The sequence below is a fragment of the Streptomyces sp. DSM 120436 genome, assembly GCF_055778765.1.
The window spans coordinates 4,866,053-4,884,861 of the sequence record NZ_JBSKBS010000001.1 but is presented as its reverse complement, the minus strand read 5'-3'; the positions used below and the strand labels follow the sequence as shown (position 1 = coordinate 4,884,861).

13 protein-coding genes and 3 pseudogenes are annotated in these 18,809 nt (G+C 71.0%); 9 read left to right on the top strand and 7 right to left on the bottom strand.

Annotated elements, in window-relative coordinates; all coding sequences use genetic code 11:
- Positions 1 to 12: 12 nt before the first annotated feature.
- A complete protein-coding gene (locus ACWH4W_RS21610) occupies positions 13 to 189 on the bottom strand; it encodes a peptidoglycan-binding domain-containing protein (protein ID WP_473077355.1) in 177 nt (58 codons plus the stop codon).
- Between the two features lie 263 nt (positions 190 to 452).
- Between ACWH4W_RS21610 and ACWH4W_RS21605 the strand changes: the two are divergent.
- The 3 genes and pseudogenes from ACWH4W_RS21605 to ACWH4W_RS21595 all read left to right on the top strand — a co-directional run bounded on the left by ACWH4W_RS21605 (position 453) and on the right by ACWH4W_RS21595 (position 3,678).
- Positions 453 to 1,142, top strand: a pseudogene (locus ACWH4W_RS21605) (helix-turn-helix domain-containing protein).
- Between the two features lie 363 nt (positions 1,143 to 1,505).
- Positions 1,506 to 2,078, top strand: a complete 573-nt coding sequence (locus ACWH4W_RS21600; protein ID WP_473077354.1) for a snapalysin family zinc-dependent metalloprotease — start codon at positions 1,506 to 1,508, stop codon at positions 2,076 to 2,078.
- Positions 2,079 to 2,497: 419 nt separating this feature from the next.
- Positions 2,498 to 3,678, top strand: a pseudogene (locus tag ACWH4W_RS21595) (IS30 family transposase).
- A gap of 616 nt (positions 3,679 to 4,294) precedes the next feature.
- Here ACWH4W_RS21595 and ACWH4W_RS21590 read toward each other — a convergent pair.
- The gene (locus ACWH4W_RS21590; RefSeq protein ID WP_473077353.1) at positions 4,295 to 4,750 is read right to left on the bottom strand and encodes a hypothetical protein; all 456 of its coding nucleotides are present in this window, start codon (positions 4,748 to 4,750) and stop codon (positions 4,295 to 4,297) included.
- A 398-nt stretch (positions 4,751 to 5,148) separates the two neighbouring features.
- Here ACWH4W_RS21590 and ACWH4W_RS21585 point away from each other — a divergent pair, with 398 nt between their 5' ends.
- Together ACWH4W_RS21585 and ACWH4W_RS21580 are read left to right on the top strand one after the other, a co-directional pair.
- Positions 5,149 to 5,925 (top strand): GNAT family N-acetyltransferase, encoded by a 777-nt coding sequence (locus ACWH4W_RS21585; RefSeq protein WP_473077352.1) that lies wholly within the window; start codon positions 5,149 to 5,151, stop codon positions 5,923 to 5,925.
- 179 nt (positions 5,926 to 6,104) lie between these two features.
- Positions 6,105 to 6,983: an alpha/beta fold hydrolase gene (locus ACWH4W_RS21580; RefSeq protein WP_473077351.1), complete on the top strand. Its 879-nt coding sequence runs from the start codon at positions 6,105 to 6,107 to the stop codon at positions 6,981 to 6,983.
- A gap of 134 nt (positions 6,984 to 7,117) precedes the next feature.
- Here ACWH4W_RS21580 and ACWH4W_RS21575 read toward each other — a convergent pair whose 3' ends face one another.
- Both ACWH4W_RS21575 and ACWH4W_RS21570 read right to left on the bottom strand, forming a co-directional pair.
- A complete protein-coding gene (locus ACWH4W_RS21575) occupies positions 7,118 to 7,903 on the bottom strand; it encodes a DeoR/GlpR family DNA-binding transcription regulator (RefSeq protein WP_473077350.1) in 786 nt (261 codons plus the stop codon).
- A 1,776-nt stretch (positions 7,904 to 9,679) separates the two neighbouring features.
- Positions 9,680 to 10,036 (bottom strand): hypothetical protein, encoded by a 357-nt coding sequence (locus tag ACWH4W_RS21570; RefSeq protein WP_473077349.1) that lies wholly within the window; start codon positions 10,034 to 10,036, stop codon positions 9,680 to 9,682.
- 833 nt (positions 10,037 to 10,869) lie between these two features.
- On the opposite strand from ACWH4W_RS21570, the gene ACWH4W_RS21565 reads away from it, so the two are divergent.
- From ACWH4W_RS21565 to ACWH4W_RS21555, 3 genes are all read left to right on the top strand, one after another.
- On the top strand, positions 10,870 to 11,079 hold the full coding sequence (locus tag ACWH4W_RS21565) for a hypothetical protein (RefSeq protein ID WP_473077348.1): 210 nt from the start codon (positions 10,870 to 10,872) through the stop codon (positions 11,077 to 11,079).
- A gap of 143 nt (positions 11,080 to 11,222) precedes the next feature.
- Complete coding sequence (locus tag ACWH4W_RS21560; protein WP_473077561.1) at positions 11,223 to 11,840, top strand: restriction endonuclease; 618 nt, start codon at positions 11,223 to 11,225, stop codon at positions 11,838 to 11,840.
- Positions 11,841 to 12,100: 260 nt separating this feature from the next.
- A complete protein-coding gene (locus ACWH4W_RS21555) occupies positions 12,101 to 13,024 on the top strand; it encodes an IS3 family transposase (RefSeq protein ID WP_473077347.1) in 924 nt (307 codons plus the stop codon).
- 447 nt (positions 13,025 to 13,471) lie between these two features.
- On the opposite strand, the gene ACWH4W_RS21550 is transcribed toward ACWH4W_RS21555, so the two are convergent.
- The gene (locus tag ACWH4W_RS21550) at positions 13,472 to 15,550 is read right to left on the bottom strand and encodes a SpoIIE family protein phosphatase (protein WP_473077346.1); all 2,079 of its coding nucleotides are present in this window, start codon (positions 15,548 to 15,550) and stop codon (positions 13,472 to 13,474) included.
- Positions 15,551 to 15,554: 4 nt separating this feature from the next.
- Entirely contained in the window at positions 15,555 to 16,706 is a 1,152-nt protein-coding gene (locus tag ACWH4W_RS21545) for an acyl-CoA dehydrogenase family protein (RefSeq protein ID WP_473077345.1), read from the bottom strand.
- 426 nt (positions 16,707 to 17,132) lie between these two features.
- Here ACWH4W_RS21545 and ACWH4W_RS21540 point away from each other — a divergent pair.
- Positions 17,133 to 17,705: pseudogene (locus ACWH4W_RS21540) on the top strand (NF041680 family putative transposase); the annotation flags it as partial.
- A 23-nt stretch (positions 17,706 to 17,728) separates the two neighbouring features.
- On the opposite strand, the gene ACWH4W_RS21535 reads toward ACWH4W_RS21540, so the two are convergent.
- Positions 17,729 to 18,745 carry an AraC family transcriptional regulator gene (locus tag ACWH4W_RS21535; protein WP_473077344.1) on the bottom strand — a complete coding sequence of 339 codons (1,017 nt, stop codon included), beginning with the start codon at positions 18,743 to 18,745 and terminating at the stop codon, positions 17,729 to 17,731.
- Positions 18,746 to 18,809 lie beyond the last annotated feature (64 nt).

The following is an 18,809-nucleotide window of genomic DNA, read 5'->3' as shown; positions in this document are numbered from 1 at the left end:
GTGACCGGGTGGTCAGAACGGCGGGTTGTAGCAGGCCGCGAACTCGACGCTGCCGTTGGAGGGGTCGCGCCAGTAGTCCGGCCAGAGCATCGCCGCGCGGGTGTCCGGTCCGTAGACGTCGTCGGCGCTGACGCCGAGGCGGTTGGCCTGGAGCCAGCGGACGGCCGACACCGTACCGTCGCCGTACACGGTGCAATCCTTCTGGTCGGTGACGTCGTCTCAGCAACTGGTCCAGCCATGGACCTCAAGATCACCGCGGTCGACGAACGGTGTCGTTCATGCCGGAAGCTTTGTCAGTTGTGCACGGGCCGGTGCCGCCTGTGCACCCATGCGGGTGGGCCGGTGCTGCGAGACGTACGCGCCGGGGGCGGACGGATGAGATCACGGGCCGGGCTGGTGCCGGGGCGGCCGGGGCGTCGCGAGGGGCGGGGGGCGGCCCGGCGGGCTCTGTGCTGGACACGGCCTTCGTGTCGCCCGGGGAGCGGGAGGAAGTGGTCCGCAACGCGGTGTGGGAGTCCGTGGTAGCGGTCGACATCGACCACGGGCCCCAGCCGAGGAGATGTCCGTACGCGTCGGGCTGGGCGCCGTCGGGCCGATGCGGATTCTGTTCGGCGCGGGCGACCGCCATCACCATCCACCGCACGGCCCCCTCGCCCGCAGGGACGACGAGGAACCGGCCGTCTTCCTCGGACTCCAGGTCTCCGGCAGCAGTCTGGTGGCGCGGCGGGGACGTGAATGCGTGCTGCATGCGGGCGAGTTCGCCGTCTCCGAGTCGATCGCCCCGGACACGCTGCTCTTCGACGAGGGGGGACCACCACTTCCTGCGCATCACCCGGTACATCCGCGAGCACCTCGCGGACCGCGATCTGTCGGCCGCACGGATCGCCGCCGCGCACGGCATCTCCGTACGACACCTGTACGCCGTGCTCGTCCGCTCCGGCATCAGCCTCGGCGACCACGCCCGCGCCCGGCGCCTCGCCGAATGCCGGCGCGAACCCGCCGGGCCGCATGGCAGATCGCGGACCATCGCCGCGATCGGCCGACGGTGGGGATTCGTGGACGCGGCCCACTTCAGCAAGGTGTTCAAGCGGGCCTACGGGATGACGCCCCGGGACTGGCGCGGCCTGCACCATCCGCGCTGAACGGTCGGGCGGTTGTGTGCCGTGCCCGAGGAGAGCGCGGGCACGGTCGGCGCGGTCAGGTACGGGACCGCGGACGGGCCGCCCGGGGGTAGCGGCGGTGACGTACGGGAGGCAGCGCCCGATGGTGGCGGTGCCTCAGCGGGTGACGAACAGGCGCCGGGGTTGCGGCTGGTGCAACCCTCGCCGCGGAATGTGACGGAAAACCGACATGGCAGGTACATGACTGATCAAGGTGCCTCGGCGTATCCTCACATGAGCCGGGAGGGGCGGTCGACGGCGCGTCCGGCCCCACCGGACAGCTCAGCCGCTCCTCCGTACACCCGGCCCCGCCGGGGCCGGACTCCCCACGGAACAGGAGCAGCAATGCCCCTCGCCACATGGATCAAGGCAGGCACGTCCGCGACTGCGCTCGTCCTCGCCACGGCGGGCACCGCGTCCGCCGCCCCCGCCGAGCAGCCCGACGCCCGGGCGGCGGTGGTGACCCTCCGCTACGACGACAGCCGTGCCGCGGGCTGGGAAGCCGCCATCGCGGCCGGAGTCGCCTCGTGGAACGCCAGCGTCACCAACGTGAAACTCGTGGAAGCAGCCCCCGGCGGCGCCGCCGAAATCGTGATCGTCGCGACGTCGGGCTGGCCCCAGGCCACCCTCGGCCCCGTCCGCCCCGGCCGCCAGGTCCGCGTCGAACTCGGCAGCCAGGCCGTGAAGGACGGATACAACAAGACCCGGATCGCCGCCCACGAACTGGGGCACAGCCTCGGCCTGCCAGACACCAAGCCCGGCCCCTGCTCCCAGCTGATGTCCGGCTCCAGCGCCGGAACCGCCTGCACCAGCGCCGTCCCCAACGCCACCGAACGGTCCCGCGTGCAGTCCAACTACGCGAACGCCCTCGCCGCCTCCGTCGTCACCGACGGCCGAACCCTGGTCGACGCGCCCTGAACCGACGGCCGCGACCCGACGCCCGGACAGGCCGGCCGGCCCGCCGGCCCGGCGGCCGCGGCCACCGGTACCGCCGACCAGGGGCACCGGTGCGCGGGGGCCCGGCGGTTGCGGCCCTCACCGCCGGAGCCACGTTCCGGCGGTGAGTTCGTGCCGGGTGCTGCCGAACCGCAAAGGGTCGGCAGCACCCCGTTGCCGTCGGCCGTGTGGATGAACGCTCCGCCGCAGAACGACCAGTACGACCGCGCTGGCGGTGAGCCCGGTGGCGATGGCCGCGCCGCCGGCACATCCACATCGGGCCAGTTGCCAGTTCCATGCCTGAGAAACAGGCCGCCACGGCGCTGGTGGCATCGGCGACCTGCAGTGAAGCAAGACGGATTCAACTGATCGTCGCAACACCTTGATCGAGAGGTGGAGCGATGGGCTCTGTGGAGCGGCACAAGCAGGTTCGTGCGTATCGGGGATCGATGCCGTCGCCGGGCAGGCCGTCGGTGGCCTGGCGTGAGGACAGGGTCAGGTTCTGGACGGCGATCGCCCGGGGTGCCAAGACCGAGGATGCGTGCAGTGCTGCCGGGGTGTCCGGGCCGGTGGGACTCCGCTGGTTCCGGCACGCTGAGCGCCGGGCCCGACGCCCGAAGACAGCCAAGCTCGTGGACAATCCGAGGCTGAGAGCCTGGGTCCAGGACCGGCTGTCGGGGGACGTCACCGACGCCGGAGGCAACCGTGTCGGCCCGCAGGGCCCGGCCTGGAAGGGGCGCAACAAGCCGCACCGCGGCGACAGAGGCTGGGTTACCGCATGGAGCCCGGAGCAGATCGCGCGCCGCCTGCCGGTCGAGTCCCCCGACGACGAGGACATGCGCATCCGTCACGAGGCGATCCACCAGGCTCTCCACGTCGAGGGACGAGGTGCGCTGAAACGCGAGCTGGTGGCCTGCCTGCGTACCGGACGGGCGCTGCCTGTTCCCGGGCACGCAGCCGGCAGAAGGCGTGGGCCCACGTCACCGACAAGGCCCTCCTCAGCGAGCGTCCCGCCGAGGCCGAGGACCGCGCCGCTCCCGGGCACTGGGAGGGCGACCTCATCATCGGGCTGAGACGCTCGGCGACCGGGACCCTCGTCGAGCGCACCACCAGGTTCACCATGCTGGTCCCCCTGCCGCGCGAGGAGGGCCACGGTGTGGTCCCGCGCACGAAGAACGGCCCCGCTCTGGCCGGACACGGCGCCATCACGATGAAGAACGCCCTGGCCAGAACGATGACCACACTGCCTGACCAACTCCGGCGGTCCCTCGCCTGGGACCGGGACCGCGGCAAGGAGCTGTCCGCGCACGCCGCCTCCACGGTCGAGACCGGCATCCCTGTCTGCTTCGCCACCCCCCACAGCCCCTGGCAACGCGGGACCGACGAGAACCCCAACGGCCTACTGCGTCAGCACTTCCCCAGGGGCACCGACTTGTCCCGCTGGAACAGCGAAGAGCTCCAGGCCGTCGCAGCGGTCTTCAACAACCGGCCCCGGAAAACCCTCGGGTGGCGAGCCTCGGCTGAAGTGTTCACCCAGCAGCTGCGATCGCTCCCACCAACCAGTGTTGCGACGACCGATTGAATCCGTCCGACGTGTGCGCAACGTGCGGATGCATCGGCTTCCCCCCCCCACAGGAAGTCAGAAGCGCGCCATAAAGAGGGTCAGGACCCGTGGCCCGACACGGTCACCGGCGCCCCACAAGCCGCCACAAAACACACAAAGCGACGCACCGCGCCCTTGAAGTTCCTGTGCATGCGGGCCGGAACCAGCCCCACCCCTCCGGTGGAACACAACGGGACTTCAGGCCCCAACCACCACGAAGAACGAGCAGAATTGACAATTCCGACACTGACTCCGGAGAGAATCCTGACCGAAACCTGCCGACCTGCGGCTTCTTCACGGAAGCAGAGGTCGACGACCACGCCCTTTCGGCCAGATTCACACCTGCCCGCTTCGCTGCCGAGCAGCGCTCATCGATCATTCCTGCCGGTCACGGCGTGGAAGCACAGGGCGGAAAATGTCGGCACTCGGCCAGCCGCAGAGGATGCCCCTCATGGGAGCAAGACCGACACGGACCACCGTGCCGCCACGCACCCCTCGGAAGGATCAGAGGTGCCGTTCTCAGGACAGTGGGGCGGAGTGGGGTGTGCCGCGTCGACGGGACAACCCATCTCACACGGTCCCGCAATCTTCATGTTCATACGAACATGCCATGTGCGATTGATGTTACAGTGCGATCGCGTTTGCCGACGGTGTGCCCGTCGCGCCGATTCAGGGGGATTAGGGTGAAGTCTCGCAACATCTGTACCGTCGCCGCCTTCGGCGTCGTTCCGGTCGTCCTGACCGGTGGATGCGGCTCGCACGGCAGCAGTTCCGGCAAAAAGTCCGACAGCACGCACACAGGACACCAGAGGACCGGCCACTTGAAGCCGGGCGCCACGAACGCCCTGCACGACGTGCGGATCGTGAACTGCGCGTACGACGATGCCATCGAGCGTCTGGCAGCGCGGTGCGCAACGGCAGCAGTCTGCCCTACGTCTACGGCCTCACTGCGAAGTTCACGAGCGGCACCGGCGACGCCGCCGTCTTGACCCCGGTGCCCCGCGGTGATGTCGTGATCGGCGAAGGCGTTTGGGCGGACCTCGGCCTTCAAGCCCCGACACGGTGCCCGGACGGGGGCGTCCCGCCCTCGCCGGCCGTCCCCTCCCCCGGACGGCTGCCGACCGGCCGCGGGACGGTGAACACCCCCACGGAGTCCGTCGAGCGACGCGGCAGAGGATCACCCCCGCGGGCAGTGGCCCCGCCCCGGAGGAGGCCTGCGACGAAGCACGGCTCCGTCTCCCGCCGAGCGGCGGGAGGATACCTGCCGCCGCATGCGCTGGCAGCACTTCTCGTTCAAGTCCGCTCACCGTCTCCGGATCACTGACGGGTCACCCGGTGTGGAACCGGCCGTCCGGCGAGGCGGAAGCCGTGTGACACCTGGAGAGATGGGAGACGGTAGTGATCACGAAGCAGTGCGCAGGTGTCGGTACAGCGGACATCCTCGTGCGCATGGAGGCCAACCTGGCGGAGCACGCGGCCCACCTGCACCGGCAGGTGGGCGGTGCGACGGTGACCGAGACGGACGATCTGCTGATCGCCGACAGCGGGACCGACGACGACACGTTCAACATCGTGGCGGCCGCACGCTTCGCCCCCGGGCGGGCCGTGGCTCGCATCGAATCGACGGTCCACACGCTGAAGGCCGCGGGACGCCCCTTCTCCTGGTGGGTCGGACCCGCTTCCACGCCCTCGGACCTCTCCGACCGTCTCGAGGCGGCCGGCCTCGGAGCGACCGAGAGCGAGACGGCGATGTGGGCGCCCCTCGATGCGCTCCCGCCCCTCCTTCACATCGCGGAGTTGGACGTCCGTCAGGTCAGGACTCCTGAACAGCTCGCCGACTATGCAGCGGTGCTGTCCGCGAACTGGGACCCGCCGGCCACCACGGTGCGGACCTTCTACCGCGACGCGGCCCACTGGGCCCTCCGACCCGACTGTCCTGCCCGATATCTCGTCGGGTACCACCGTGACCAGCCGGTCTGCTCGGCGGAAGTCTTCCACCACGCCGGTGTGGCCGGCATCTACAACATCAGCACCCTCGCCGGCCACCGCCGACGCGGCTACGGCGGCGCCATCACCGTGGCCGCGCTGCACGCGGCACGCGGACACGGCCAGTGCCGCGCGGTGCTCCAGGCGACAGCGGACGGTGAGCCGGTCTACCGGCGCCTGGGGTTCACGGCGTGCGGCAGCTTCACGGAGCACGCTTTCCGCCCACAGGACTTCGCATGATCCCGAGGTGTCCCCGCGGCGTTGATCCGGGGGCGAAAGGGCGTGCGAGCCGCCCCGCCGGCCACGCCCCGCGTCGCTCCGGCGCGTCCCGGCGTGCGGCAGGGGCAGCCGCCTCGACGACCGCCTCACCCCCCTGCCCCCGACGAGCCCCACACGGAAAATCACTCGGGAGTGGTGACATGCAGACACAGACGCGCCGGACCGCAACAGGCGTGGCCTACGACATGCTCGGCAGCGGTGAGACGACACTGCTCCTGCTTCACGGCGGTTCGGGCCGTCGTCAGTGGTTCGACTCCCTGGCCCCTCTGCTGTCGGGCGAAGCGTGGATGGTTCGTCCTGACATGCCGGGCCACGGGGAGTCGCCGGCGACCCCTGGGGCCTACCGGCTCGAGGACTCGGCCGCGGCCGTGGCCGAGGTCCTGGAACACGCCGGAGCCCCGCCCTGCTGGGTGGTGGGACACTCCCACGGCGCCCACGTGGGTGGCGTGCTCGCGGAGGACCGCCCCGATCTGGTGGCCGGCCTGGTCATCGGCGACGCTCCGATGACCCGCGGCAGGATGCTCGCCCACATGCAGTCGGCCTACGGGATCAATCGATCGTGGCGGACTCTGACCACCGTCGTCTCGTCGGAACGCGACGTGTTGGACGGCCTCCTGGCACTGGAGGTCCCCACCCCGCAGGGAACCGCCACGATGGCCGACGTCTTCGGCGAGGACCACCCGTACGTCCGGGAGATGGCCGCTTCCCTGTTCCGGCACGACGGCGACTTTCTCGACGCGGTGACGCAGCGCTTCACCGATACGTACCGGCGGCTGGACGAGGGCCTGCTGGGCCGGTTGGGCGTCCCCGTCGCGCTGCTCCGGGCCGACCCGGCGGCCGGCGGCCTCCTCACCGATGCGGACGTCGAGTTCATCAGGGCGCAGGTCCCCGACGTACGGATCGCGCAGCTGCACGGTGTGGGACACGGACTTCAGCTCCAGGACCCGGAGCAGGTGGCCCGTGCCCTGCGGCATCTGATCGCCGACGGCCGGGCCGGAGGCTCCCCGGAGCGGTCCTGAACACCGGCAGGCGGAGCGCAGGAGGCCGTGACAGGGCCTGCGCGGAGCCGAGGCCGGCGCACACCGCGGGGCCTGTACGGACGGCCGCCGCGTGAGACGGGTCTCGCCTGCCCCGGACGCGGAGCCGACGGCCGTCATGCCAGGTGGACCTCGACCCCGGCCTCCCTCAGCGTCTGGAGGGTGAGCGGCCCGTTCGGATGGGTCTGCACGTCCTTCGCCGCGGCATCGGTGACGAAGGCGCCCACCGCGCTCAGCGGAGCCACCCGGCTGAACGCTCGCACGCCGAGTTTGGTGGCGTCCGCCACTACGACGGTTCGCGCCGCCTGCACGAGACCCGCCTGCTTGACCGCCGCGTCGTCGAGGGAGAGCTCCGTCCAGCCGCGTTCGGCGTGGACCCCGCCGATCGACATGACGAAGCAGTCGAAGCTCAGGGTTTCCAGGGTGCGCAGCGCCAGAGGGCCCACCAGCGAGCGTTCACCCGGACGTGATCGCCCTCCCACGACGAAAAGTTCGATGCCCGGCCTGTCCGCCAGGACCTCGGCTGCCTGCAGGCTCAGCACGGCCACCGTGAGCGGGGCGCGCTCCACCAGGTGTTCGGCGACGTGAACCGTGGTGGTGCCCGCATCCAGCAGCACCCTTGACCCCGGTTCGATCATCGCGGCGACCGCCGCCCCCAGCCGGTCCTTGGTTGCGGCCTGCCACTCGCGACGGGCGAGGAAGCCCCCGCGCTCTTCCCGCGGGCGCACGGGAACGGCGCCCCCGTGGACCCGGCGCAGCAGGCCCCGGCTCTCCAGCGCGTCCAGGTCCCGGCGAACGGTCATCTCCGAGACGCCGAGACGTCCGGCCAGTTCCGACACGGACAGCTTGCCCGCGTTCTGGACAAGCCGCAGGGTCAGGTCAAGACGGTCTCCGGCGCTCATAAACTATTTCTAACAGCATTCTGTTCGTTTGAACACATGAGAGAACCTGCCGCCTCCCGGTCGGGTGCCGCGCCTGTGAGGGAATGGACGAAATGCTCATGCCGTGACGCCCTCCGGTTGCCCGGCAACAGGGCCCGACGCGCTTTCCGTTGCCCGGGCCGACCGGCGAGGCCGGAGCCGTGAACTGCGCGAACACGTCCGCGGTCGGGGCCACGCGACGGCGGACGCGCACACCGCACGCCTGAGTCCCCGGTGCTCGGCACACCGGGGTAAACGGTGCTCAGGACGGCGCGGGAGTGGTCGTCGACGGCGTGCCGATGCCGTCCTCGGCGCAGCCGACGGGACGGGCGGAGCTGCGTGCCTGTACCGGAGCACCGGTCGAGGAGCGTGAAGGGCGGGAACCGCGACAAGGACATCAGGGCATCACGAGATGAGGCACGCATGACACGCATGACGCCCTTCCCGCTCGATCTCGAGGTCCCCCGGGAGGTCGAAGAAGTGCGCAGGATGTTCCGGCCATCGTGTCCCTGGGCGACAGCGGGGAGTGCCACCGGTCGGACACGGCCGGGATCAAAAGCGCGGCCGTTCCCTCCAAGGGGGATGCTCAAGACGGTGAATCCGGCGCGCTCCGGGCGAGCCCGGAGAACATCCCACCGCTCGAGGCGGGCGGAAAGCCGTCCGGGTGCGAACAGTCGCAGGACGGTCGGCTGGATCAGGTGGCGAAGCAGGACAGCGTCCGGGCCGTCGTCCCCGTCAGCGGCAACGGCGTGGGTTCCGGTGACATCACCGCCGACTGCATCACTGCGTTCGAGAGCCCGTTCGGGACGTCGTGCCACGTCTCGGAGCAGGCCGCTCCGAACACGGAGCCCGGCCGGACCGTGGTCCTCCTCGACAAGGCCGTCAAGGACATTCGCCCCGTCATGGCCGAGAACGGGTACGAGGAGACCGGCGTAAACGCCTACCGGCTGGTCGTCCAGTCCCACCCGTCCGGCTGCCTCGCGCATCGGAAACGCGCTCCCCGGAGAACGGCACCCTGGCGAACAGCCGGGCCCACCAGGGGTGCCCACCGGGCGATCAGGCCCCCGGCCGGGCACGGGGCTCCCTGGTTCCCCCGCTCTCGTCCGGGATCGTTGCCTCGCCCATGCGCACAACGCCGGTTTCACCGACCTGATCGACGCCTTCCAGGACACGAGACCTGCTCGAAGTCGACCAGGGGCGCGGACGCGAAGAACCGACCGGCCCCGGCGACCACGGACTGGACCCGCTACTTCAGCACCGGCGTGTTCCAGGGAGGCCTCAAAAGATCCTTCCACCCGAACGCCTGCGGACAGCGGGCGCTCGGCGACTCCTTCGGCGTAGTGGTGGTTCCGTACGGGGTGGTGCGACGCGGGCGGCGCGTACAAGTGCGTCCCGGGCGGACGGACGACCGGATGTCGTTCGGCTACGTCCGCCAGGCGGTCCTCCCCCGTCCGCACCACGTCGGTCCTCGAGCGGGGCGCTCGGCACGGCCCTCGCGATGCGCCGGGTGTGCTCTCGACTGAGGACTTCCGGCGGAACGGCTTCAAGCACGGCCGGCGGAAGCGGACCTCCCCCTCGTTTCCCGGCACCGGGGCGCGCGGCGCCGTGCGGATGCCGCGCGGCGGCCTGCCACCCGCACCTCGGGACACCGGGCCCGGACCGGAGACCGGCGAAGGGCCGCCTGCCTCGAAGTACGGGAGCACAGAGGCAGGGCTCCGTCGCACGGGACCGTCGGCCAACGCCGGCCCTGAGACGGGTTCAGGGGACGGACCGATGTCTCAGGCACTCGGCCGCCGCTTGTTCCAGCACAGCGAGGCGGGTGCGTTCCTGGTTCCCGCGGGGCCACAGGACGGCCAGTGTCGCGATGCCCAGTTCCGCATACCTGCCCACGCAGTCGCGGAACCCCTCGACCGAGGACAGGGGGTGCTCACCGCCGTACCCCGATACGGCCAGGCGCGGCAGCATGCCGGGCTCACGCCCCTGCCGTGCACAGACTTCGTCCAGCAGGGCGACCTGGCGGCGCACCTCGGCATGTGGTGCGCCGGCGCAGGCGGTCGGGGCCTGGCCGACGTCCTGGGTGATCCACAGGTCCGCGGAACGGGCGGCCGTCCGCATGCCGTGCTTTCCGGTGGCGACGACTGCCGGCGGTGGACGTACTTCGGGTCGCTGCAGCTGTACGCGGCCACGACGCTGCCCGGGTTCTGCCGCTTGGCGGTCGCCGCCGACCAGGAGAGCTCGGTCGTCGAGATCGCCACCGGCTCGGACGCGCCGGTTGTCCTCTCCGGGGCCTCGCTCGCCTACCTCACGTACGTACAGACCCGGCACAGTGAGAACCGCGAGGAGCGTGAGTGGGAGTGGTACGTCCACGCTTTCGGTGACCAGGGTCCCGCTCTCGGCGAGAAGCCGGCGGAGGCGGTCCGGGCCTGGAATCGGGACGTACGCGGCGACGGTGGCGCGAGCAGCGATCCGGCCGTGACCGTGCACCCCGCCGGAACGCCGGACCACCGGGCCCGCCTGCGACGGGCATACCGCCGACACGGTCAGCGCCGCCGTCCGCGCCATCCTCCTCCCGGGCGACCTACTGCTGGTCAAGGGTGCCCACGCCCTGGGGCTGGAGGCCGTCGCCGACCAGCTCCTCACCACCTGGTCCACGACAGGGGCCGCAAACACCCGTGCGAATGGCCATCTGCAGCCAGCCCCGGCCCCGGCCCCGCTCGCAGCTGCGGGTGGTCGGTGTCGATGCGCTGGAACGGCCGGTCGGGTCTTCTGCCTCGTTCACCTGTGGGAACGGGTGTCCGGACGGTAACCAGACAGCGTCCGGCGACGTTCCGCCAACGTTCACTGACCCGCTGCGATCCGGTCGCCTGATCGGCTGCACTGTTCCCCGGCCCCTTCAGGGCAGCCAGGAACAGTGCAGGGGACGAGGGCAGGGCGGGAGCGGGTTTCGCATGGTGACGATCAACGTGGGGGTGCTGCTCGCGGTCATCGTAGTGATGCGGTTACGCCGCAGGACCCAGGCCAGAAGCCGCGTCGAGGAACGCAACACGGCCCTCTTCGTCCTGGCCCTGGGCATCGTGATCGCGCCGACCCCACTGGGCCAGGGCCTCTTCGACGTGATCAAGCAGCTGGTGAGCGGCATCTCGCAGGCCGGCGCATGAGCCCTCGATCCCGAAGCACTCGCCGCTCCCCCGCCCGACGCCGGCCCCGTACGTCTCCCGCCTCTCGGCGCCGGTCCGCGCCGAGGCGTCGCCCGGCTTCCTACCGCCCAAGGCGGGCCTCCGGCTGGGAGCAGGCCGGTCTGCTGCTCCTGGTGCTCGCCGTGGCGTGGAGCCTGGTGGTCGGCGCGTTGCGGTGGCTGGCCGCGCACCCCTGGGTGCCGATCGTGCTGCTGCTCGTCGCGGCGGCGGCCGCCGGGGTATGGGTGCACCGGCGCCGGGAGGCCGCTCGCTGGAACCGGGTGCGGGAGCAGGGACTGCGCTACGCGATGCCACAGATCGACGCCCTGCACCACCGGCAGTTTGAAGAAGCCGTACGGGATCTGATGCGCCGTGACGGCTGCCCCGAGGCGATCCGGGTCGGTGGGGCCGGCGACAATGGCGCCGATGTGAAGGCCACCGATCCCTTTGGTCGCCTGTGGGTGATCCAATGCAAGCATCGCAAGGCCGGACTGGCCGGCTCCGCTGTCGGAACCCCGGACCTGCATGTCCTCAACGGCACCGGCCGGCCCGTACATAACGGCGACGTTGTCGTGCTGGTCACCAACGGCCGCTTCACGGACAAAGCCGTCGCCTTCGCCCGCTCCCAGCGACTCCACCTCGTCGACCGTCACATGCTCGCCAGGTGGGCCGCCGGCTCCACTCCGCTGTGGGAAATCCTGAGCGCGGTTCCCTCCCCCCGCCGTCCCGCCTCCGGGTCCTGACCCCTGCCGAGGCATGGCGGTGCCAGGCGGCCGCACGGCCGGACTGGCGGCACCGTCTGACTTCCTCAACGCTCCATCCCACCACCGTGGCCACGTCCTTGACCGGGGGCGCTCCCAAGTACGACCAGTTCAGCAGTGCCTGGGGCAGGCCGTCGGGTCGTGCCCAACCGGATCCGGATCCGGCGCAGTCATCGAATGCACCGCAGCAAGGGAGGAAGCAACTGGCCGGGCCGTCGCCCTCGATATGAGGTTCCCCCGAGATGCGGGGGAACCTCACGGGCCGCGGTGCTCCTCGGCGAGGCGACCCGCCCAAAAGGCGGTACGAAGCCATCCGCGTGATGGCTGACGAGGGCCTGCCGGTCCAGCCGGCCAGCCGCGCACTGCACGTCGCGGAGTCCGGCTCCTACGCCTGGAAGGACCGCCCGCCCTCGGCCCGCACGGTCCGGCACGCCTGGCTGACCGAGGCCCTCATCGGCATCCACACCGCCTCACGCGGCACCTACGGCTCCCGCCGGGTGCACGCCGAGCTCGCCCTGGGTCTGGGCGTCCACGTGCACCACGGCACCGTGGAACTGCTGATGCAGCGGGCCGGCCTGCACGGCCTGCCTGGCAACCGAGCCCGTCGGCGGCCCAGACCGCAGACACCGTCGGCCGCCGACCTGGTGGAACGCAACTTCACCCGTCACGCCCGGGACCCACTGGGGGTCACCGGCATCACCGGACATCCCACGATGGAGGGCAAGGTGTACTGCGCTGTGGTCCTGGACGCCTTCGCCCGCCGGGCGGTGGGCTGGTCCATCGACGCGTCCCCGACCGCCGCATTGACCACCAATGCACTGAGCATGACCATCGGCAACCGCCGTCCCCGGCCCGGCGGCACCATCATCCACTCCGATCACGGAGTGCAGTTCGGCTCCTGGGCGTTCACCGAACGGGCCCGCGCCTCCGGTCTACTGCCGTCCATGGGCTCGATCGGGAACTGCGTGGACAACGCGATGATGGAGTCCCTCTGGGCCCGGGTCCAGGTGGAACTGCTCAACCGCCGGCGCTGGCGGACCAGACTGGAGCTGTCCACGGCACTCTCCGAGTATCTGGAGATCTTCCACAACCGCCAGCGCAGGCGCTCGGCCCTGGAGATGCTCACTCCGGTCGAGTACGAACTACGTGCAGCGCCTGTAGCGTAAAACCAAGCGACACGACTCCACCAAACTCAGGACACTCCGGAGCCTCCGCCGATGCCGGAGCGGTTCACGTGGAACTGCGCTCGCTCCCCGCTATCGGCGCGGGCACATCCGCGGTCGGCGAAAGAACCACGCGGTGAGGCAACGGCCGGGCATCGATCCGGCGCACCACCCTGCGTGGGGCGGCCGTCCCGGACCTGCCCGGTCGACCGTGGCGGCCGGCCACCTTCCGGGGCCCGACTGCCTGCGCCCGGCGCCGCGTGGGCGCGCCGCCGGCTCAGACCCCACACCCGCGGCGTTTGCCGGGTTACATATGGCCGAGCGGATGGCGTGGCTTCCGGCGCCGCCCGCGAACCTCACCTCGCGGCCGGACTGGCCTCGGGTCAGTTGTCGGCCCGGGTCAGCGCCGCAGGTCGTGAGCCGGCGGCTGGTGAGCTCCGTGCCGTCCCCTCACCCTGTGCCGTGTTGTCCGGGCGCCGTTGGGGCCGGCAGGGCCGTCAGCGCCAGGACGGCGAGGTCGTCGCGCAGCCGTTCGCCCCACCAGCGGCGGGCGTCGTCCAGCAGGGCGGTGGCCACGTTCTCGGCGAAGCCCGCCGTGCCGGTCGGCGCCAGGGAGGCGACGATGGCAGCGAGGTCTTCCGGGTCGCGCTGGTCTGCGGCACCGGCCCCTTCGGTGAAGCCGTCGGTGTAGAGCACCAGGGTATCGCCGGGTCGTAGTTCCACTTCAGTGACCGTATGGCGCGGCGTCTCCAGTACGCCCAGCAGGGTGCCCCGTGTCTCCAGCGGCGCGGTGTCGCCGTTCGCCCGGCGCAGGAGCGGTGCGGGGTGGCCGGCGCTGGCGATGCGGAGGCGGGCGGGGGTGCGGGTGGTGTCGAGGACCACGTAGACGAGGGTGCAGAAGGGGGTGCTCTGGCGGCGCAACGCGTTGTTGACCAGGTTCAGGACGTGTGCGGGGTCGCTGGTGTGCTGGGCGGCGGCCCACAGGGTGTGGCGGACCAGGCCGGTGATGGCGGCCGCGTCGGGTCCCTTTCCGCAGACGTCCCCGAGGACCAGGACGTGGCGGCCGTCGGGAGCGGTGAAGGCGTCGTAGAAGTCGCCGCCGATATGCAGACCCTGACTGAAGGGGGCGTAGCGGGTGGCGAGGTCGAAGCCGGGCAGGTCGGGCAGTCTGGGTGGGAGCAGGGGGCGTTCGAGGGCCCGGGTTGCCTCGCTGAGGCGGTTGAGCAGGCGGTCCTGCTGTATGCCGACGGCTATCTGGTCAGCGATGTTCTCCAAGGTGGCCAGGACGGAGCCGGGCAGCGCCAGGCGCGTGGTCAGCGTCAGCACGCCGAGCAGCTCCCCGCCGGAGATGAGAGGGAAAGCGGCGAAAGAGCCCCGGCCGTCCGTGGGTGGAGAGGCGTGCGGGTCGGTGTGGGGTGGGGCGTCCAGGTGCGGGCGGCGTGCCGCGACGACCTGTTCGACCAGGGCGCGCTGAACCGTCTCGCAGAAGGGTGCATCGGGGGATTCGGCGTCGTCCTCGGCGCAGACGGCGTGGACCAGTTCGCCCCGGGTGTTCAGGGTCCAGGTGCAGACGCGGTCGGCGCCCAGGCGGTCGGTGGCGGCGCGCACGCACCTGTGCAGGCGTTCATCAAGTGGCCCTGGCGCCGTCATGGCGGCGGCGACTTCGGCGGTGAGCAGGGCGTGGCCGGTGCGTTCGGCCAGTTTGCGCTGGGCGTGCAGGCGGTCGGTGACATCCTCGGTGAGGATCAGGGTGCGGTGGCGTCCTTCGGTGTCCAGGAGCTGGCGGACAGCCATGCGCAGGGCTTGGGAGGTGCCATCGCTGCGAACGCGTTCGAAGACCGCGTCGGGCTCGGCGTCCCGGTATTGCCCGGAGGTGGTCAGGTGGTGTTGCAGGACGGTGCGCTGGTCTTCGGGGAACAGGTCGGTCACCGGCTGGTGCACCGAGTCCGGCTCCGTCAGCTCCAGGATGTCGGCGGCCCGAGGGTTCCAGGCGATCACGGCGTCGCCGTCCAGCATGAGCACACCGGTCGGGGCCTGGGCCAGGAACTGTCCCAGCAGCCGCTCCCCCAACTGCCGGTCGATCGAGGTACCCGAAGACAGGTGCTGCTGGGCCGCGGCCTGCGCCGCGGCGTGCGCTTGGCGACGGCTGAGCTGCTGCAGCAGCTCGCTCACTACCTGGGCTGTCCGCTGCGCTGTCTCGCTGTCCTGCACACGGTGAGCGACATCGTCGGGGAACAGAAGCGGAAGTACGGCGAGCTTGTCCCGCGTGGCGGGGGCGACCGTCACGGCGACCGCCAGGTCCGCAGGGTGGGGCCGCAGGGAGTGGACGACACCGACAGGCGCCGTGACGCTTTCCCCCAGTACCGCCACCGTGGGCCGGCGCAGGCCGGGCGTTCCGCGCGTGTAGGCCAGCACGTCCTGCGCCGTGCACTGGATGATCTCGGTCGTCGAGGCCAGCTCGGCGGTGATGGCGTTGACCGTCCGCTGCGGGACGTCGACGAGCAGCAGCAAAGGACTACCCTGATTCATCGCCTCAGCCCTCAAGGAGCGGTTCGTCGAGCAGGGCTCTGCCGGTCCACACCCGCAGCAGATCGGTCACCGGGGACATCACGTGCGCGGCTCGGGCATCGCGCAGCAGTCTGTGCAGGGGTGAGTGCTCACCGTAACCGATGCCGCCGACCAGGGTCAGGGCGTCATTGACGGTCGCCTCCGCGGCCTCGGCCACCTCGGCCTTGGCCGAGGCCAGCCCCAGCAGAGCCTCCGGGGCGCCGATCTCCGCCTCGGAGGCGGCGTGGTAGATCAGCCGCCTGGTGCGTTCCACGCGGGCCCACATCGTGCCCAGCCGGTGTTGGACGACCGGCTGCCCGGCAGCGGGCCGGCCCGCACGCGTCCCTTTGCGCCGCAGCAGATGAGTACGGGCCTCCTCCAGAGCCGCCGCGGCGACACCGAGGTAGGTGCCAGCCATGGCCATCAGGAAATAGGGGGCGACAATATTGAAAACGTACCAGATCTCATCGCCCTCCTCCCCCAGCAGGCACCAGTCGGCGATCTCGACTCCCCGCAGCTCCAGCCCTCGTGAGGCATTGCCGCGCATGCCGAAACCCTGCCACTCGGGTCCCCACTCCAGCCCCTGCACGGTGGCGTCGACCACCGTGCACGAGAACTGCCCCGGCGGCTTTCCCGGCCCGGCGGCCAGGGTCGACAGGACATAGGAGTCCGCGTGGCCGGCGTTGGTGACGAAGCTCTTGGATCCGGTCAGCCGCAGCCGGTCCTCCGCCACCCGCTCCATACGGGTCTGCGGCAGCCAGAACTCCCCGCCCGTCCCCGGCTCGGACAGAGCCAGAGTCGTCAGATGGTCACCGGCCGCAATCGGCTCCAGATAATGCTCCTGCTGCCGGCGGCTGGCCTTCGCAGCGATCACCGCGGAGCCGACGAGGTGCATACCGAAGCAGATCGACGTCGAGGCGCAGGCGCGTCCCGTCGCCTCACCTACCTGCGCCACCGCCAGCAGCCCGTGCCCCATCCCGCCGCACCCCGTCGGCACCACCAGCCCGCCCAGCCGGGACCGCAGCGCAGCCATACCCTTCTCCGGCCATCTCTGCTCCGCGTCCACGGCCGCAGCCTCCGGGGCGAGAACCCCCTCGGCGATCTCCCGCGCCATGGCCACCACAGTCCCGAGCTCCACTTGCACCACCGCTGGTCTCCGTTGCTTCATAGGGCGCCCGGCCGACAGCGTCGGCGGGCACGACAGGCCTCCCTCGGCGCACTACTGCCAGACACCCGTCCCTCCAAACCCTATGGCGTACCCGGGCGGTGCTTGCACGGCCACCGAATGGCCTGCCGGGCGCGGTTCCGCAGAGCATCGCTTCGTACCGGGCGAGGGGGGCAGGCGGTGGTCCGTCCGAGGCCGGCTGTGCAGGCATTGTTCGAGGAAGTGGTGTGGGGCGATGACGAGCGCTCCGATGACGCCGAGGCGGCGTGGCAGAGCCCGGGTGAGCATCTCGGGTTCGCCAGCAGCCGCCCGGAGGAGCTGTACGGCACGGCGCCGCTGCGAGCAGTACTTTCCCGTTCCGGTCGAGCTCACCCCGGTCGACCGGGTCGCCCCGCGCATGGCGCGCTGATCCAGTTGAAGGATCTGTCGAAGGAACGGCGCGCTCCGCCGGTGTGGTCGTGGTCCTCGAAGACTGGTGTCACCCCGGACGACGGGCACTGTTTCTGGCAGGCGTTTCCCCGTCGCTTCGATCTGGAGCACACCTTCCGCTTCGCGAAGCAGACCCTCGGCTGGACCACCCCGAAACTCCGTACCCCCGAGGCGGCGGACCGCTGAACCCGGATCCTGATCGTCGCTCGCACCCAGCTCCGGCTCGCCCGCCCTCTCGCCGCGGGCCTCCGCCGTCCCTGGGAGAAGCCCACCGCCTCCGGCCGGCTCACCCCCGCCCGGGTCCGCCGGGGGTTCAGGAACATCCGCGCTCACCTCGCCTGCCCGGCCCGTGTTCCCAGACCCCGCGGCGCCGCCCCCGGACGACCACCCGGCACCAGGAACAGACACCGGGCACTCCGCTACGACATCGGCAAGGCCGTCAAACGCCCCGAGACCCTCAAGGCCGTCGGCAAGCCCGGAAGATCTTGGTGGATAAAGAACAGGGTCAGTCGGTGCAACTGCTGTTCATCTGGGTGGGGGTGAACACTCGGAGGCCGTTTGCACCTCTATTTTGCTGACCAGCGGGGGCCCTGAAGGTGAGGGCGGACGCCGGGGGACGTGTCAGGGGAGTGTGCCGGCCGGCTGGGGGGTGAAGCCGTCGCAGTGCGCCGGTACGCGCTGGGGCTGATGCCGCGGACCCGTTTGAACGCCGCGCTGAACGCGAACGCGTCGGAGTAGCCCACGGCGCGGGCGACCTCCGCGACAGTCACCGTCTCGCGCTCGGTCAGCAGGTCCGCCGCGAGCGTCATGCGCCAGTGGGTGAGGTAGGTCAGCGGCGGTTCGCCGACCAGGTCGGTGAACCGCTTCGCCAGCGTGGCCCGCGACACCCCGGTCCGGCTGGCCAGCGAGGCAACCGTCCACGGCGCTGCCGGTTCCCCGTGCAGCAGGCGCAGCGCGGCGCCCACCACCGGGTCGCGCCCGGCGGAGTACCAGCCCGGCGGAGTGCCGCCGGGCCGGTCGAAGTACTCGCGCAGCGCACACACCAGCATCCAGTCCAGCAGTCGGTCGAGGACGACCTGCTGGCCCGGTGTGTCGGCGGCGACCTCGGCGGCGAGGTGGTCCCACACGGGGTCGGGCCCGTCGCCGGATCCCACGCGCAGTACGACGGGCAGCGCGTCCAGCAGCCTGCGACTTATCTCGCCGCGCACCGGATAGGCGCCGACGACCAGGGTCGTCGTGTTCTCCCCGCCGGTACCGGCATCGTGCCAGCCGAGCCGGTACTGGGTCCCGCCCTGCTCGGGCGTCGAGCAGAACGCGCCGCACGCGACGGGTTCGGCCCGGGTGCCCACCTCATCGACGAAGAGGAACGGCGCGGGGCCCCGCACGATCACTGTCTCGCCGATGTCCAGACGCTCGGGCGGGCGGCGCTCCGGCACGATCCAGCCGCCTCCGGAGAGGACGGTGCACAAGGTCAGCGGTGCGCCGTCCACGAAGTGCAGCGACCAGGGCGGGGTCAGGGTCGAGCTGCCGAACAACGAGCCCTGGGCCCGCAATCCGCGCAGTAGGTCGCCGAAAGCATCCACCCGCCAAGGCTAAACGATCCAGACGATTACCCAGGTGATCCGGCGTATCACCTATGGAACCGTC

What these genes read in the sequence shown, in the direction of transcription:
- ACWH4W_RS21570 (WP_473077349.1), bottom strand. Translation starts at nt 10,036, where the DNA reads ATGCGGACGGCCGCCCGTTCCGCGGACCTGTGGATCACCCAGGACGTC.
- ACWH4W_RS21575 (WP_473077350.1), bottom strand. Translation starts at nt 7,903, where the DNA reads ATGAGCGCCGGAGACCGTCTTGACCTGACCCTGCGGCTTGTCCAGAAC.
- ACWH4W_RS21565 (WP_473077348.1), top strand. Translation starts at nt 10,870, where the DNA reads ATGGTGACGATCAACGTGGGGGTGCTGCTCGCGGTCATCGTAGTGATG.
- ACWH4W_RS21600 (WP_473077354.1), top strand. Translation starts at nt 1,506, where the DNA reads ATGCCCCTCGCCACATGGATCAAGGCAGGCACGTCCGCGACTGCGCTC.
- ACWH4W_RS21550 (WP_473077346.1), bottom strand. Translation starts at nt 15,550, where the DNA reads ATGAATCAGGGTAGTCCTTTGCTGCTGCTCGTCGACGTCCCGCAGCGG.
- ACWH4W_RS21555 (WP_473077347.1), top strand. Translation starts at nt 12,101, where the DNA reads ATGCGGGGGAACCTCACGGGCCGCGGTGCTCCTCGGCGAGGCGACCCG.
- ACWH4W_RS21580 (WP_473077351.1), top strand. Translation starts at nt 6,105, where the DNA reads ATGCAGACACAGACGCGCCGGACCGCAACAGGCGTGGCCTACGACATG.
- ACWH4W_RS21585 (WP_473077352.1), top strand. Translation starts at nt 5,149, where the DNA reads ATGGAGGCCAACCTGGCGGAGCACGCGGCCCACCTGCACCGGCAGGTG.